This window comes from Sinomonas sp. RB5, from assembly GCF_054063535.1.
On record NZ_JBSSGJ010000006.1, the window covers coordinates 36,338 to 51,676 of the forward strand.

The window sequence follows — 15,339 nt, forward strand, 5'->3', positions numbered from 1 at the left end:
CCGCGCGGCGCCATTCCCCGTCGGCGGCCAGTGTGCCGCACGTCACAGCGCCGGTGTTCCGGGCGTTCACCCGGCCTTCCCCCGGAGGTCACGCCCCCGCCTCCGCCCGGCCAGACGGGCGGCGGAGCGTGGAGGCGTGAGGATCGCGATTGTTGCCGAGTCGTTCCTGCCGCAGATGAACGGCGTCACCCACTCCGTCTTGCGGGTGCTCGACCACCTGCGCGAGCGCGGGGACGAGGTGCTCGTGCTCGCCCCGTCCGGCGAAGGGGCCGGTGCGGTCTTCCCGCAGCACGAGACCGTCTCCGGCGCGCGGGTCGTGCGGCTGCCGGCCGTGCCGGTGGCCGGGTACCCGAACGTACGGATCGCCTTCGGGGCCGTGCCGAAGGTGCGGCGCATCCTGCGGGCGTTCCGGCCCGACGTGGTGCACCTCGCCTCCCCGTTCGAGCTCGGATGGCGGGCCGTGCGGGCAGCGAGCCAGCTCGGGATCCCCACCGTGGCCGTGTACCAGACGGAGGTGCCCGGCTACGCGGCCCGGTACGGGGTGCCGTTCCTGGAGAACTGGGCCTGGCAGCGGGTGGAGGCCATCCACCTCCTCGCGGACCGGACCCTCGCGCCGTCGACCTTCGCGCTCAACCAGCTGCGCGGGCGCGGGATCCCCGGCGTCGAGCTGTGGCGCCGCGGCGTGGACACGGCCCGGTTCACCCCGGCGAAGCGCGACGCCGCGTGGCGGGCCTCGGTGGCCGGGCGGACGCCCGAGGGCGCGCCGGTGGCCGTGATCGGCTACGTGGGGCGGCTCGCGGCGGAGAAGCAGGTCGAGGACCTGCGCGTGCTCGCGGACCTGCCGGGCACCAGGCTCGTGGTGGTCGGCGACGGGCCGCTGCGGGCCCAGCTCGAGGCGCAGCTGCCCGGGGCGCACTTCACCGGGTTCAAGGGCGGCGAGGACCTTGCGCGGATCGTGGCGAGCTTCGACCTGTTCGTCCACCCGGGGGAGTTCGAGACGTTCTGCCAGACCATCCAGGAGGCCATGGCCTCCGGGGTTCCGGTGGTCGCGACGGGGCGAGGCGGCCCGCTCGACCTCGTGCAGAACTCCAAGACCGGCTGGCTCTACTCCCCCGGCGACCTGGCCCAGCTTCGCTCCTACGCCCAGGACCTCCTCGGCGACGACGCGAAGCGCGCCGCGTTCGCCGAGGCCGCCTGGCGGAGCGTCCAGGGCCGGTCCTGGAGGGCCATCTGCGCCCAGCTCATCGGGCACTACGAGGACGTCATCGCCCGCGCCGCGGTCCCGGCACGGTGAGTGCCGCCGGATCCCGGCGAGGGGCGCAAGGGAAGGAAGGGACATGATGAAGATCTCCGTCATCGGCTGCGGCTACCTGGGGGCGGTCCACGCCGCCACGCTCGCCTCGATGGGCCACACCGTGGTGGGCATCGACACCGACGCGGACAAGGCGGCGCGCCTGGCCCGCGCCACTGCGCCGTTCTTCGAGCCCGGGCTCGAGGAGCTCCTCGCCGAGGGCCGGGCCACGGGCCGGCTCGTGTTCTCCACCGACATGGCCCTCGCGGCGGACTGCGACGTGCACTTCCTGTGCGTCGGGACCCCCCAGGCCAAGACGAGCGGCGTGGCCGACCTGGCGTACCTCGAGGCGGCCGCGCGCTCGGTGGGCCGGCACGCGAAGGCTGGGGCCGCCGTCGTGGGCAAGTCCACGGTCCCGGTGGGGACGGTCCACCGCGTGCGCGAATGGCTCGGCCGGGAGGACCTCGGGCTCGCGTGGAACCCCGAGTTCCTGCGGCAGGGGACCGCCGTGAAGGACTCCCTCGTGCCGGACCGGCTCGTGTACGGGGTGGCGGACGACGACGGCGGCCCGGCCGCCGCGCGGACGCTCGATACCGTCTACGCTCCCCTGCTGCAGGCCGGCGTGCCGCGGATCGTGTGCGGCTTCGCGACCGCCGAGCTCATCAAGTCCGCGGCGAACGCCTACCTCGCCACGAAGCTCTCCTACATCAACGCGATGTCCGAGCTGTGCGACGCCGCCGGCGCCGACGTCACCCAGCTCTCCGCCGCCATGGGCCTGGACCCTCGCATCGGCCAGCGCTACCTCGCGGCGGGGCTCGGATTCGGCGGCGGGTGCCTGCCCAAGGACATCCGCTCGTTCCGGGCCCAGGCGCAGGAACTCGGCGTGGACTCCGTGGACGCGTGGATGGGCCTCGTGGACGCGGTCAACGAGGGCCAGCGCGGGCGCGTGGCGGCCCTCGCCGCGGACCTGTGCGGCGGCGACGTCGCGGGGCGGCGCGTGGCCGTGCTCGGCGCGGCGTTCAAGCCGGACACCGACGACATCCGCGACTCCCCCGCCCTCGATGTCGCCCTACGGCTCGCGGCGGCCGGGGCACACGTGGTGGTGACGGACCCGAAGGCGATCAACAACGCCTGGCTGCGCTTCCCGCAGCTCGAGTTCGAGCCGTCCCTGCCCGCTGCGCTCCAGGGCGCCGAGCTCGTGCTGCTGCTGACCGAGTGGCCGCAGTTCCGGGCGATCGACCCGGCCGAGGCCGCCTTCCGGGTCCGCCGCCCGGTGATCCTCGACGCCCGCAACGTCCTCGACGCAGCGGCTTGGCGCGAGGCCGGCTGGGAGCTCCACGGCCTCGGCACCGGCGACGCCCTCCGCGCCCGGGCCTCTGCGTGAGCAGCGCTCCTGTGGATAACTCCCGACAGGTCTAGTCACAGGCTTGTAGACTGCGGGACAAGCGTCGCCACGCACCGGGCGGCGCCCACACCAACGACCTCGGGGGATGTCAATGGCGATTCGCCGCTGCACGCTTCGCTCTGCCCTGCCCGTCCTTGCGTTCGCCTCGGCCCTGGCACTCTCGGGGTGCTCCGGCGGCGCCGACGCCGAGTCCCAGGGCCCGCCCACCGCCTCGCCCAGTGCCTCCGCGACGGCCACGCCGACACCCAGCGTCGACTCCCGGCCCACGCCGGCCAGTTCCACCGGGCCGGCACGGAACCTGCCCAAGCCCGAGATGCCTGCCGCCGCCAAGGAGAACACCAAGGCCGGGTTCGAGGCGTTCACGCAGTACTGGTTGGATACTGTGACCTACGCCTATGAAACGGGTGATTCAGCGGCCATTACGGCTGTGTCGGACCCGGGGTGCAAAGTTTGCGCCTCTATGAAGAAGACCGTCGATTCCTTGTACGCCGGGAATGGCTGGTCGAAGGGGCCGAAATGGACAGTGTCTGACTTCCACTCCACGATGAAGATCGACCCGGCAGGTCGGGCCGAAGGCTTTTACCTAGTAACTGAAGCCCCTAATCAGCGATTTGATGCCTCTGGACGCGTCACTAAAGACATGAAGGGGACGGCTGAGCCGGCGGCCCAAGTGATTTATGGCATCTTCAAGGCAGGCGAGTGGAAGACCGCCGAAACCGGGAACGTCAAGTGAGTACTGCAAAACGTCGCCTTCTTGCGGGTTCGATGATCACAGCGCTTCTTCTCTCACCAATTGCGGCCTGGGCCGAAGAAGACGAGGTTGGGTCTGAGTTGGTTGGTCAAAACGCTGTTGTTCACGCCAGCACAGGTGGACGCCCAACCTTCACTTTTCCGCCGGTGGAAGGACTCAAAGAGGTCTATGTCTACTCGTATGCGCCGGCATGCACTGCCGACACGGACACGCCGAGCAAAAGCGTCTGCGCGAAACTCGACAACATGTGTGCGGCAGAGCCGGGCGGGAAGATGGTCGTGTGGGAGCGGCAGGACACCCGGAAGCAGGGGGCGCCATGGGAGCGGCTCGAGCAGGCGTGCCTCTATCCGGGCAAACCGCCTGAACGGCCCGGCGACGTCGTCATCGCGGTGACCGAGAAGCAGCTGCGCGAACTGCCGATCAAGGCCTCCACGGTCGGCAGCCAGCCTGGGCGCCACACGCTCAAGGGCGCCGAGACCAACATCTACGCGGAGCCCTCCGACCAGTCCTTCTCCATCACGATCGTCGGCAAGAAGGTGGACATCCGCGTCAAGCCGAGCGAGTACCGCTGGAGCTACGGCGACGGGACGAGCCTTGTCACCGCGGTGCCAGGCGGTCCGGTCCCCGAGGCACGGTGGGGCGAGAAGACCGTCACGAGCCACGTCTACAGGGCCACCGGGGACATGAACGTCGGGCTGACCACCGTCTTCACCGGAGCGTTCTCCGTGGACGGCGGCCCCTTCCAGCCCATCGCGGGCAACGCTCCGGTCCCCAGTGCACCGAAGATGCTGAGCGTGTGGCGGTCCGAAGTCAAGCTCTACGCCGACGACTGCACTGCCAACCCCGCGGGCGAAGGCTGCAGATAGCACCCCGCGGCCTGCACACCCCGGGACCACGGCTGTCGGTGGCGCATGGGACGATGAAGGCATGACACCCCTCTCCCTCGCTGGCCAGCACCCTGGCACCGGCGGCGGAGCCCTGCCCCTCGTGGACGTCGCCGGAATGGTCGCCAGGATCGGAGCGGCGGCCATGTCCCGGGCCCATGCCTACGCCAGGGACGGACGGGTCGAGAACCTGGCCTGGCACCCCGACATCAGCGAGATGACGGCCCAGGTCTTCGGCACGGCAGAGGAGCCATACGAGGTCGGCGTCTACCTCAAGCCCCAGCAGGCCACCTACCGCTACGCCGGCGGATGGTGCACCTGCCCCATCGCGGCGGACTGCAAGCACATCGGCGCGGTGGTGCTCGCGGCCAATACCCAGCGGCTCCGCGCCGAGGCGTCCCAGCAGAGCGCCGCGCGGACGGCCGAACCGGCCTGGAAGGGCGAGCTGCGGCGCATCATCAACCCCGCCGGCGAGCGCCACGTGCACGGGCGTTCGGGCCGGCTCGGGCTCCAGTTCGAGCTCCGCGACGTGGAGGCGCGCCTGGGCGGCCGCTTCGCCCGGTCCGGTGCCCGCCGACGCGGTGAGCACCGGCTCGGCATGCGTCCGGTCGAGTACAACCCGGCCACCGGCCGATGGCTGCGCGGGGACCTCTCCTGGAGCCGGTTCGGCCGGCCCGACCACGTCGGCGACTTCTACACGCCCCATTTCGAGCTCCTCCGCGAGCTGCAGGCGCTGCGCCTCGGGACGGGGTCGGGCTACTGGAACGGCAACGATCCCTGGCTGTACCTGGACGAGTTCACGAGCCCGCTGCTGTGGACGCTGCTCGGCGCCGCGGCCCCGCTCGGGCTCGAGCTGGTTGCAGCCCGGCGCGGGACCGGCGTCACGCTCGCGGACGGGACCGCCGCCGTCGGCCTCGAGGCCCTCCCCGGGGAGGATGACCCGGCCGCGCTCCGGCTCGTGCCGACCCTCGCGGTCGACGGCGTCGCCCTGCCCATGGAGCGCGCCGGGACGATCGCCGACCACGGCGCCTATGCGGTCGTGCGCACCGGCGCGGACGAGGAGCTGATCATCCTCGCGCAGTCCGAGTCGCGGCTCGGCGAGCGCGAGCGCGCGCTCCTGGGAACCCCGGGCGGGGTGGAGATCCCGGCCGCGGACCGGGAGTCGTTCCTCGCGGAGTTCTACCCCGATCTCGCCCGCTCGGTCACCATCACCGCCGACGACGCCGTGGACCTCCCGCCCGTCGAGCCTCCCCTCCTCGTGCTCACCGCCAGCTTCGGACCGCGGGACGAGCTGCGGCTCGCCTGGCACTGGGAGTACCCGACGGGCGACGCCGTCCGGCAGCTGCCGCTCGCGGCGGTCCCCGGGGAGGGCCTCCACCGGGACGAGGCCGCCGAGGAGGGCACGCTCCAGCGCGTGGCGGAGGCCCTCGCCGACAGCCCGCTCGCGGGGGCGCCGGTCGGGCCTGCCCGCCTTGAGGACCTCGACACGGCGGACTTCGCCGAACGCACCCTTCCGGCCCTCGAGCGCCTCGACGGCGTCGCCGTGCGCATCGAGGGGACCAAGCCGGACTACCGGCGCCTCGAGGGCGCCCCGCAGCTCGTGCTCAGCGCTGTCGAGTCCGAGAAGAACGACTGGTTCGACCTCGGCCTCATGGTCAAGATCGAGGACCGGAGCATCCCCTTCCAGGACATCTTCACGGCCCTGGCGCGCGGGCGGGACAAGGTCCTGATGCCTGACAAGACCTGGTTCCGGATCGACACCCCGGAGATCCGCCGGCTCAAGCGGATCATCGACGAGTCGCACGAGCTGCGCGAATGGCGCATCGAGGGGCCGCCGGCGAAGAGGCCCCCGCGGCTGAGCGTCTACCAGGCGGGGCTGTGGGACGAGATCGCCGAGCTCGCGGGCGAGACGGTCGAACCGGCCCGGTGGAAGCAGACGGTCGAGGGGCTGCTCGACCCGCGCGCCCTCGACCCGGTGCCCGTGCCCGGCGGGCTCGCGGCCACCCTGCGCCCGTACCAGGACGAGGGCTTCCAGTGGCTTGCGTTCCTGCACCGGCACGGCCTCGGCGGGGTGCTTGCGGACGACATGGGCCTCGGCAAGACGCTCCAGACCCTCGCCCTGATCCTGCATGCGCGCGACACCGCCCCCGCCCCGCAGCCGGGCGCAGCGGAGCCGGACGCCGCGGCGAAGCCCCCGTTCCTGGTCCTCGCGCCCACCTCCGTGGTGCCGAACTGGGAGGCGGAGGCCAGACGGTTCGCCCCGGGGCTGCGCACGGTGGCCCTGACGGACACCCAGGGGAAGTCCGGGACGCCGGTGGCCGCGTCCGCGGACGGGGCGGACATCGTGGTCACGAGCTACGCCCTCTTCCGCCTCGACTTCGAGGCCTACGCCGCGCTCGACTGGTCCGGGCTCATCATGGACGAGGCGCAGTTCCTCAAAAACCGCGCCACGAAGGTCCACCAGTGCGCCCGTGACCTCGAGACCCCCTTCAAGCTCGCCCTGACGGGCACTCCGCTCGAGAACAATCTCATGGAGCTGTGGTCCCTGTTCGCGATCGTGTCGCCAGGGCTATTCCCGGCCGCCAACCACTTCGCACAGGACTTCGCCAGGCCCATCGAGAAGGGCGGAGACGCCGACCGGCTGGCGAGGCTCCGCCGTCGGGTGCGCCCCCTCATGCTGCGCCGCACCAAGGAGGCGGTCGCCACTGAGCTGCCCGAGAAGTTCGAGCAGCGCCTCGACGTCGAGCTCTCCCCCAAGCACCGTTCCCTCTACCAGCAGTACCTGCAGCGGGAGCGGGAGAAGGTCCTGGGCCTGGTCGAGGACCTGGACCGCCATCGGTTCATCGTGTTCCGCTCCCTGACCCTCCTGCGGCTCATGGCTCTCGACCCCGCGCTCGTGGACGACTCGCACGAGGGCGTGATGCCCGCGAAGCTCGATGCCCTGCTCGAGCAGCTCGACGACGTGGTGGCCGAGGGGCACCGCGCCCTGGTGTTCAGCCAGTTCACCTTGTTCCTGAAGAAGGCCGCCGAACGGCTCGACGCCGCGGGGATCGCCTACGAGTACCTGGACGGCTCGACCCGGCGCCGCGGCGAGGTGGTCTCCCGGTTCAAGGAGGGCGAGGCCCCGGTGTTCCTCATCTCGCTCAAGGCCGGGGGGTTCGGGCTGAACCTCACAGAGGCGGACTACTGCTTCCTCCTCGACCCGTGGTGGAACCCCGCGGCCGAGGCGCAGGCGGTGGACCGGGCGCACCGGATTGGACAGTCCCGGAGGGTCATGACGTATCGTCTGGTGGCCAAGGGCACCATCGAGGAGAAGGTGATGGAGCTCAAGGAGAAGAAGGCCGCGCTGTTCTCCTCCGTGGTGGACGACGACGCGATGTTCTCCTCGAGCCTCACCGCCGAGGACGTCCGCGGTCTCCTCGCCTAGCCTCGCCGGCGCACGCTTCCACCACGCTTCCTCGGATCACGATTTGGCAACAGAGGACTTGTACCCTACCGTAGGTATCAGTTCGGTAACGGACTCCGCCCGCGCGATAGCTCACTGCGAGGCGTCATAAAGCCTGCGGCCAACAGCCGTTGGCCACATATGCCGGGTGCTGCCGTCCACCGTTCGCCGCCGTCTGCGCAGACACCATTGACCTGACCTTCGAGCTGTCAGGGGCCGGCGGCGCACGACGAATTCCGGGGACGGAAGGAGTGCCGGTGGAGCCCCGAGCATCCTGAGACTCTTATGAAGAAGATTACCCTTACCGCTGCACGCCGTTCCCTCGCCCTCGTCGCCGCTTCCGGCGCCGCGCTCAGCGCTGCCGCCCTCGGCGCTCCCGCCGCGAACGCCGCTGACGGGTCCACGTGGGACGCGCTCGCCCAGTGCGAGTCCGGTGGCAACTGGTCCATCAACACGGGCAACGGCTTCTCCGGCGGCCTCCAGTTCACGCCGAGCACCTGGGCCGCGTACGGCGGCACGGGCTCGCCCACCACCGCCACCCGTGCGCAGCAGATCGCGGTCGCCGAGCGCGTGCTCGCCGGCCAGGGCTGGGGCGCGTGGCCCGCCTGCTCGGCCAAGCTGGGCCTCTCCGGCACCGCCGGCGCCAACCCGACCCCGATCCAGGTGCAGTCCGCCCCGGTCGAGAAGGTCGTCCCCGTGAAGCAGGCGCCGGTCCAGCAGGCCGCCCCGGTTCAGCAGGCGCCGGCCCGCCACGCCGCCGAGGTCGCCGTGAGCGGCAAGACCTACACCATCGTCGCCGGCGACACCCTCAGCACGATCGCCGAGAAGCTCGGTGTCCAGGGCGGCTGGCAGGCGCTCGCGGACGCCAACGCCAAGACGATCGCCAACCCGAACCTGATCTTCCCCGGCCAGGTCCTCCAGCTCCCGGCCTGATCCCGGAGCCCTCGCCCGCCTGCGGTGCGCCCGTGGAAAAAGGGCGCACCGTCAGCTGGGTACCGGGCGCGTTCTGGGCCCGCCCCCCCTGGGGCCCAGCCCGCCCGCACGACGCCGCACCGGCGCATCGCCGCTCCCCTGGAGCCGAGCGGGGCGCCGGTGCGGCGTCGTTGTGCCTGCGGGGACCTCCGCCCCTTGACCCCCCGTTGCGCGCGTGCCTACGGTGCAGGAACCGCCCCACAACGACGTCAGCGGTATCTCACGCGGTCCCCCAATCCGCTGCTGGCGCCCGAGACGGTCCACTGAATCATCGTGCGGGGGCGGGGGCCCCTGCTTCACTGGAGCGGAGAGGTACCCAGCAATGGCAGAAAACAAGGCAGTCGCCTACAAGGAGCCCGGCAAGGTCGAGGTCATCGACATCGACTACCCGACGTTCGAGCTCAAGGACGGGCCCGGGGTCAATCCGGCCAACGTGGGCCGCAAGGTCCCCCACGGGGTCATCCTCAAGACCGTCACCACCAACATCTGCGGCTCCGACCAGCACATGGTCCGCGGCCGCACCACGGCCCCGCCGGACCTCGTCCTCGGCCACGAGATCACCGGCGAGGTTGTCGAGACCGGCCCGGACGTCGAATTCCTCAAGGTCGGGGACCTCGTCTCGGTCCCCTTCAACATCGCCTGCGGCCGCTGCAGGAACTGCAAGGAGCGCAAGACCGGCATCTGTCTGAACGTCAACCCGGACCGCCCCGGCTCCGCCTACGGCTACGTGGACATGGGCGGCTGGGTCGGCGGCCAGGCGAACTACGTGCTCGTCCCCTACGCCGACTTCAACTGCCTCAAGTTCCCGGACAAGGACCAGGCGCTCGAGAAGATCATGGACCTGACCATGCTCTCGGACATCTTCCCGACCGGGTTCCACGGCGCGGTCACCGCGGGCGTGGGCGTCGGCTCGACCGTCTACGTGGCCGGCGCCGGGCCGGTGGGCCTCGCGGCGGCGACGGGGGCGCTCCTGCTGGGCGCCGCCGTCGTGATCGTCGGCGACATGAACGCCGACCGGCTCAAGCAGGCCGCCAGCTTCGGCTGCGAGACGGTGGACCTGACCAAGGGGTCACCGGGCGAGCAGATCGAGCAGATCCTCGGGGAGCCCCTCGTGGACTGCGGTATCGACGCGGTCGGCTTCGAGGCGAAGGGCCACGGCGCGGGCGCCAAGGAAGCGCCGGCGACCGTGCTCAACGACCTCATGGACATCACGGCGGCCGGCGGCGCGCTCGGCATTCCCGGGCTTTACGTCACCGGCGACCCGGGTGGCATCGACGAGGCCGCGAAGAAGGGCTCGCTGTCCCTGAGCCTGGGCACCGGCTGGGCCAAGTCGCTGTCCTTCACCACGGGCCAGTGCCCCGTCATGAAGTACAACCGGGGCCTGATGATGGCGATCCTCCACGACCGCGTCTCGATCGGGAAGAACGTCAACGCCAAGGCGATCACCCTCGAGGACGCGCCCCGCGGCTACGCCGAGTTCGACCAGGGCGCCGCGACCAAGTACGTCCTCAACCCGAACGGCTACATCAAGAACTGACCCGACCACCCGCCACGGGCGGACGACGGCGCGACCGGCCTCGCGCCGTCGTCCGCCCGTGGCGTGCACGGAGCGGAGCGGAGCAGCCCAGAACGGGGCGGCCCGGAACGGGCCGGGCGCGCGTACTCTGGGCCCATGGCTGCACCGGAGCGGACGAGCGTGGCGGTGGTGGGCGGCGGACCCGCGGGCATGGTCCTGGGACTGCTGCTCGCGCGCGGCGGGATCGACACCGTGGTGCTCGAGAAGCACCCCGACTTCCTGCGCGACTTCCGCGGCGACACCGTCCATGCCTCGACGCTGACGCTCCTGGACGAGCTGGGGCTCGGGTCCGCATTCGCCGCGCTCCCGCACCGGCTCCTCGAGGAGGCCGAGGTCCAGCTCGACGCCGGCACGGTGCGGCTGGCGGACCTCGGCCGCTCGCTGCCCGGGCTGCACCGGCATGTGGCGCTCGTGCCGCAGTGGGACTTCCTCGAGATGCTCGCCGACGCGGCGGCGGCCGAGCCGCACTTCACGCTGCTGCGCTCGGCTGAGGTGGTGGGACTGGTGCACGACGCCGGCCGCGTCGCCGGCGTGCGCTGGCGCGACTACCGTCCCCCGAAGGCCGAGGACGGCGCCGCGCAGCCCGCGGCCGGCCGCAGCACGGCGGGGCCGGGTCCGTCCGAGCACCTGCTGGCCGCGGACCTCGTGGTGGGCTGCGACGGCCGCTGGTCCGCAGTGCGGGCCGGGGCGGGCCTCGAGCCGCGGGCGTTCGGCGTCCCCGTGGACGTGGAGTGGTTCCGGCTTCCGCGGCATCCCGGCGACCCGGACGGCGGGGTCGGGCGCCTCTCGGGGCGCGAGTTCATGATCATGATCGACCGCGGCGACACGTGGCAGTGCGGCTACCTCATCGCCAAGGGCCAGGACGAGGCCCTGCGGGCAGAGGGCCTCGGGGCGTTCCGCGCCCGGCTCGCCCGGCTCCAGCCGTGGCTCGCCGACCGCCTCGACGCCGCGCCCGAGCGCCTCGACGACGTGAAGCTGCTCGACGTGCGCATCGGGCGGCTCGACACCTGGCACCGGGACGGCCTGCTGCTCATCGGCGACGCAGCCCACCCTATGTCCCCCGTGGGAGGTGTGGGCATCAACCTGGCGATCCAGGACGCGGTCGCCGCCTCCCGGATCGTGGGCCAGCGGATGCGCCACTCCCCCGGGCCGGTCCCCGAGGACGTCCTCGCCGAGGTGCAGCGGCGCCGGCTCCCGCCGACCAGGCTCGTGCAGACGTTCCAGCGCCTCGCGCACCGGGGCGTGGTGAACCGCGCGCTCAAGGGTGCGCTCGCGACCTCGGCGACCACGCTGCCGCTGCCCCTGAAGCTCCTGGCCCGCTTCCCGGTCCTGCAGCGGATCCCGGCCCGGTTCATCGCCATCGGCCCCCGCCCCGAGCACGCCCCGAGCTGGGCCCGGCGGCTCGAGCGCCTGGGGCCGCGCTGACCGGCCCTACCAGTTCAGGAGCAGGTCGCGGCGCGCCTCGAGGTAGGCCACCGTGGGCAGGTAGTTGCCGTGGGTCGCGACCTGGGCCATGTAGGAATCGGGCTCCATCTCCAGGGCCAGCCGGTCCAGGACGTTGGCGTCCTGGGCGTACGAGTAACCCGGGAACCCGAGGTAGTCGGTGCGCCGCCACAGGTTCAGCCACACCGGCTGCGCCCGCCCGGCCTGCGGGGCTCCTCCCCCGTCGGAGCCAGTGCCCGCGGCAGGGCGCGGGGCCGAGCCGAGCAGCGCGGTGAGCGGTCCCGCGGCGGCCGAGCGCGCGCCGTCGTGCGCGTCCGTGCCCCGGACGGCCGCCACGCCCGCCCGGGCCAGGACGCGGGCGCGGCTGCGCGGCGGGGCGCCCAGGGCCGGCAGGTCCTTGCCCTTCCACGGATCCGCGGTCCAGAACGACGGCGCTCCCACGCCCGGGGTGCCGAGGACGTCCGGCCCGAACAGCTCGGGGAAGAACCGCCCGAAGTAGGGGCGCAGCTGCATCCCGAAGCTCAGCAGCCGCACCCGCGGGAGCAGGTCGGCGTGCCCGGTCGCGGCGAGGTGGAACAGCGCGGCGACGCCGAGGACCGTGCCGAGGCTGTGGGTCGCGAGCAGGACCCTGCGATTCGGGTCCGGGGCGCCGTCCGGCTCGAGCCAGCGGATCATCCGGTCCGCGAGCTCCGGGACGGCCCGCTCGCTGTAGCACGCGGGCCCGAAGGGGTGCGCCGCCCGTGGAAGCCACGCCATGAGGTCCCACAGCAGCCCGAGCGGGCGCGCGGCCTCGGGCGCGGCCGCCTTGGCGACGGCGAACGAGAGCACGGCCGTGCCGCCCAGCACCACGGCGGTGAGGACGATCAGCTGGCCCACCTGCCACAGGACGGACACGGAGTCGGCCCCGAATGCGCGCGCGAGCACCCCGCGTACCCAGGCCCAGCGCCCGCTGCGGTCCCGGTACTGCCACAGCACGGCGAGCGCGAGGGAGACCGCCACGGCCACTCCGACAGTCCAGGCGAGGAAGTGCAGGAGCGGCTCGGCGCGCTGGAGGAAGGCGCTGGCGCGGCGCTGCCGGGCGATCTCGGGGCGGTAGCACTCCTCGGTCGGGTCGATGGCGGGGTCGTCGATCGTCGTGGCGCGCAGCTTCAGCAGGCCGACCACGATCAGCACCAGCGTGACCACCGCGGCCATCAGGCCGAGCACCCCGCCGAAGGCCCAGAAGGCGATCGGCACCGCGATGTCGTGCGCGCCGCCCGGGAGGGACACGGCCCGGAAGAGCGGGTCTGACGGCACGGCGCTGGTCTGGAACCGGCCCGAGCGCAGGAAGGCGCCGGCCCCGAGCGCGAGAGCGCTCGCGAGGAACGCGCCGACCAGCAGCCCGAGGAACATGAAGACCCCAGGGCCGGCGCCGTGCCAGGCCTCCTCGCGGGCGCGCGCGTTCCTGCCGCGCAGAGACACGTACGGCACCACCACCGCCACGCCGCTGAGCACGACGACGGCCAGCGCCGCTGCGTTCGCGCCGGGCCCGAACGGGTCCAGCCAGCCGGCGAGGAGGGCCCAGAGGGCGGCGGTCCCGGCGGAGAGGACGGCCGCCGCGATCCACTCGTTGTAGCCGGCGCGGACCACGCAGCCGGCGGTGGCGAGGACCGTGAGGGCCACGAGGATGAGTGTCGGGGTGAGCTGGCCGCCGCCGAACGGGCCGGGGACGTCGGTGCCCGCGCCCCAGATCTCGAGGACGAGGCAGAGCACGTAGATGACGGCGGCGAGGACCAGCAGCACCCCGGCCTGCGCGTCGCGGCTGCCCGCGAGCCGCCGGAGCAGGCCGTCGGCGACCGGGAGCGGATGCGGGGCGCGCACCGACCTCGCCCAGAAGGCGATCATGGCCGCCGAGGCGGCGAGGTGCGCGAGGGCGAGGACGAACAGCGTCGGTGCGGCGGCGCCGTCGTGCGGGGCGGCGTCCCACGCGAGCGTCGCCACCACGAGGTCGAGGCTCGCGGCGAGGTGCGTCAGGCCTGTCGGCGAGTTCACCCGCCGCCGCATCCACATCTCGGGGACGGCGAGCGGGAGCGCGTCCGGGGCGCCGTGCGCCGCGCGGACCCTGGCGGCGTCGTGGATCCGGGTGCGGAACCGCACGTCGCTGATGAGCCCGAGGACGGCCATCGCCGCGACGGCTGCGAGGGGCGCGAGCGAGAACAGGGCCAGCCGCTGGCCGCGCGTCCACTGCCCGAGCCCGTCGAGCTGGCCGGGCAGGGCGCTGCACACGCGCCACGTGCCGGACCGGTCGGCGGGCAGGAAGCACTGGACCGCCACGAGGTCGAACACCACCGTGGAGACGGCGGAGGTGAGCAGGAGCGTGAGCGCGAGGCCGAACAGCCGCGTGATCCCGCCGCCGCTGCCGGTGCGCAGGCCGCCCTCGCGGCTGGGGTCGGTCTCGAACGCGCGTGCCCAGTAGCCGGCGTTCGCGAAGCCGAACGGCGCGACGAGGAACCAGACCACGTTGTACGCCGTGCGCCACACGCCAGTGAGGAAGCCGCGGCCCTTCGCGAAGCGGTCCAGGTGCCCCCAGCTGTAGGCCTCGATGCGGGTGGGGGCGGCCGGGTCGGGGTCCTTGGCGGTGTAGAAGCCGGCGAGCCGGTCGGCGAGCGGGATGGCGCCGTCCCGGGCTACCTCGATCGCCTCGACGGCGACCCCGAGCATCTCCTGGGGCGGCGTGTTGCGGACGCCGTGGACCCGCAGCTCGAGGATGTCACGCGCCTCCGCCCGCGGAGTGCTGGGGTCGCCGCCCATGTCAGGCCACGGTCCGGACGGTCCAGAAGTCGCTGGCCAGCCCGGTGGAGAGCAGGTACTGGTACGGCATGGTGAAGTAGCCGGCCTGGCCCCACCCGGGGCCCCACGAGTTCCGCACGCGGAAGCGCTGGGTGGCGTTGTCGTACCCGACGGCGAGGACGGCGTGGCCGCCGAGGGTCTGCTCGTTGGGCGCCGGCATGGGCACGACGCCGGTCTGGGCGACCTCCGGGCCCTCGAAGGACTCGTACACGGTGAAGCCGTACACGAACGGGTAGCCGGCGGCGAGGCAGCCCTGCATCTGGGCGATGGACCGGGCCACGCGCTGGTAGGCGATCGCACGGTGCTGCTTGGCGTCGATGTAGCACTGCTCGCCGGGCTTCGCCGCGAACTGCGCGATGGTGTACGGCCACTCGGCCTCGGGGCACGCTCCCTGGGCGGCGACGGACTTGATCCCGTCGCGGATCTGGGCCCCGGAGTCGCTCGTCACGGTGTGCTCCATGGCGCGCTCGTTGTAGTAGATGAACAGGCGCGAGGGCGTGGTGTAGCCGGCGATGCCCTCCTTGTCCGCGTCGAACTCGAGCGCGGCGGCGATCGCGTTCGCGGTGCAGGACCCGAGCTGGCCCTGGTCGTAGACGGGCGGGCAGGACGCGGTGAGGTCCACCGAGGGCGGGAGGGCCCCGATCACCTCGCGGGGCGCGGCGAAGAGGTGGTCGCGCTGGTCCGGGACATCCGGCACCCAGCCGTAGGAGTGGGCGCCGCGCGAAGCTGGTGCTGCGGTCATG

Annotated in this window: 10 protein-coding genes; 8 read left to right on the top strand and 2 right to left on the bottom strand. The window is 72.5% G+C overall.

All coding sequences use genetic code 11. The annotated features are described in order from the left end of the window. Positions 1-136 precede the first annotated feature (136 nt). The 8 genes from ACVWWH_RS08770 (at position 137) to ACVWWH_RS08805 (ending at position 11,749) form a co-directional block, all read left to right on the top strand. On the top strand, positions 137-1,294 hold the full coding sequence (locus ACVWWH_RS08770; protein WP_457316303.1) for a glycosyltransferase family 4 protein: 1,158 nt from the start codon (positions 137-139) through the stop codon (positions 1,292-1,294). A 46-nt stretch (positions 1,295-1,340) separates the two neighbouring features. After that, positions 1,341-2,675 carry a UDP-glucose dehydrogenase family protein gene (locus ACVWWH_RS08775; protein ID WP_457316428.1) on the top strand — a complete coding sequence of 445 codons (1,335 nt, stop codon included), beginning with the start codon at positions 1,341-1,343 and terminating at the stop codon, positions 2,673-2,675. Positions 2,676-2,787: 112 nt separating this feature from the next. Continuing rightward, positions 2,788-3,429, top strand: a complete 642-nt coding sequence (locus tag ACVWWH_RS08780) for a DUF6318 family protein (RefSeq protein WP_457316304.1) — start codon at positions 2,788-2,790, stop codon at positions 3,427-3,429. 263 nt (positions 3,430-3,692) lie between these two features. Further along, positions 3,693-4,313: a hypothetical protein gene (locus ACVWWH_RS08785; protein WP_457316305.1), complete on the top strand. Its 621-nt coding sequence runs from the start codon at positions 3,693-3,695 to the stop codon at positions 4,311-4,313. Between the two features lie 61 nt (positions 4,314-4,374). After that, positions 4,375-7,758, top strand: a complete 3,384-nt coding sequence (locus ACVWWH_RS08790) for a DEAD/DEAH box helicase (protein WP_457316306.1) — start codon at positions 4,375-4,377, stop codon at positions 7,756-7,758. A 303-nt stretch (positions 7,759-8,061) separates the two neighbouring features. Continuing rightward, positions 8,062-8,709 carry a transglycosylase family protein gene (locus ACVWWH_RS08795; RefSeq protein ID WP_457316307.1) on the top strand — a complete coding sequence of 216 codons (648 nt, stop codon included), beginning with the start codon at positions 8,062-8,064 and terminating at the stop codon, positions 8,707-8,709. A 361-nt stretch (positions 8,710-9,070) separates the two neighbouring features. Continuing rightward, positions 9,071-10,285, top strand: coding sequence for a formaldehyde dehydrogenase, glutathione-independent (fdhA, locus tag ACVWWH_RS08800; RefSeq protein WP_457316308.1), 1,215 nt, complete (start codon positions 9,071-9,073; stop codon positions 10,283-10,285). Between the two features lie 135 nt (positions 10,286-10,420). Beyond that, complete coding sequence (locus ACVWWH_RS08805; protein WP_457316309.1) at positions 10,421-11,749, top strand: FAD-dependent oxidoreductase; 1,329 nt, start codon at positions 10,421-10,423, stop codon at positions 11,747-11,749. 6 nt (positions 11,750-11,755) lie between these two features. Here ACVWWH_RS08805 and ACVWWH_RS08810 read toward each other — a convergent pair whose 3' ends face one another. After that, positions 11,756-14,557: a hypothetical protein gene (locus tag ACVWWH_RS08810; RefSeq protein WP_457316310.1), complete on the bottom strand. Its 2,802-nt coding sequence runs from the start codon at positions 14,555-14,557 to the stop codon at positions 11,756-11,758. A 1-nt stretch (position 14,558) separates the two neighbouring features. Next, on the bottom strand, positions 14,559-15,338 hold the full coding sequence (locus tag ACVWWH_RS08815; RefSeq protein ID WP_457316311.1) for a C1 family peptidase: 780 nt from the start codon (positions 15,336-15,338) through the stop codon (positions 14,559-14,561). Between the last annotated feature and the right edge of the window lies 1 nt (position 15,339).

Bases quoted from the DNA above. Each gene is read 5' to 3' on its own strand.
- ACVWWH_RS08775 (WP_457316428.1), top strand. From the start codon at position 1,341: ATGAAGATCTCCGTCATCGGCTGCGGCTACCTGGGGGCGGTCCACGCC.
- ACVWWH_RS08780 (WP_457316304.1), top strand. From the start codon at position 2,788: ATGGCGATTCGCCGCTGCACGCTTCGCTCTGCCCTGCCCGTCCTTGCG.
- ACVWWH_RS08785 (WP_457316305.1), top strand. From the start codon at position 3,693: ATGTGTGCGGCAGAGCCGGGCGGGAAGATGGTCGTGTGGGAGCGGCAG.
- ACVWWH_RS08790 (WP_457316306.1), top strand. From the start codon at position 4,375: ATGACACCCCTCTCCCTCGCTGGCCAGCACCCTGGCACCGGCGGCGGA.
- ACVWWH_RS08795 (WP_457316307.1), top strand. From the start codon at position 8,062: ATGAAGAAGATTACCCTTACCGCTGCACGCCGTTCCCTCGCCCTCGTC.
- fdhA (WP_457316308.1), top strand. From the start codon at position 9,071: ATGGCAGAAAACAAGGCAGTCGCCTACAAGGAGCCCGGCAAGGTCGAG.
- ACVWWH_RS08805 (WP_457316309.1), top strand. From the start codon at position 10,421: ATGGCTGCACCGGAGCGGACGAGCGTGGCGGTGGTGGGCGGCGGACCC.
- ACVWWH_RS08810 (WP_457316310.1), bottom strand. From the start codon at position 14,557: ATGGGCGGCGACCCCAGCACTCCGCGGGCGGAGGCGCGTGACATCCTC.
- ACVWWH_RS08815 (WP_457316311.1), bottom strand. From the start codon at position 15,338: ATGACCGCAGCACCAGCTTCGCGCGGCGCCCACTCCTACGGCTGGGTG.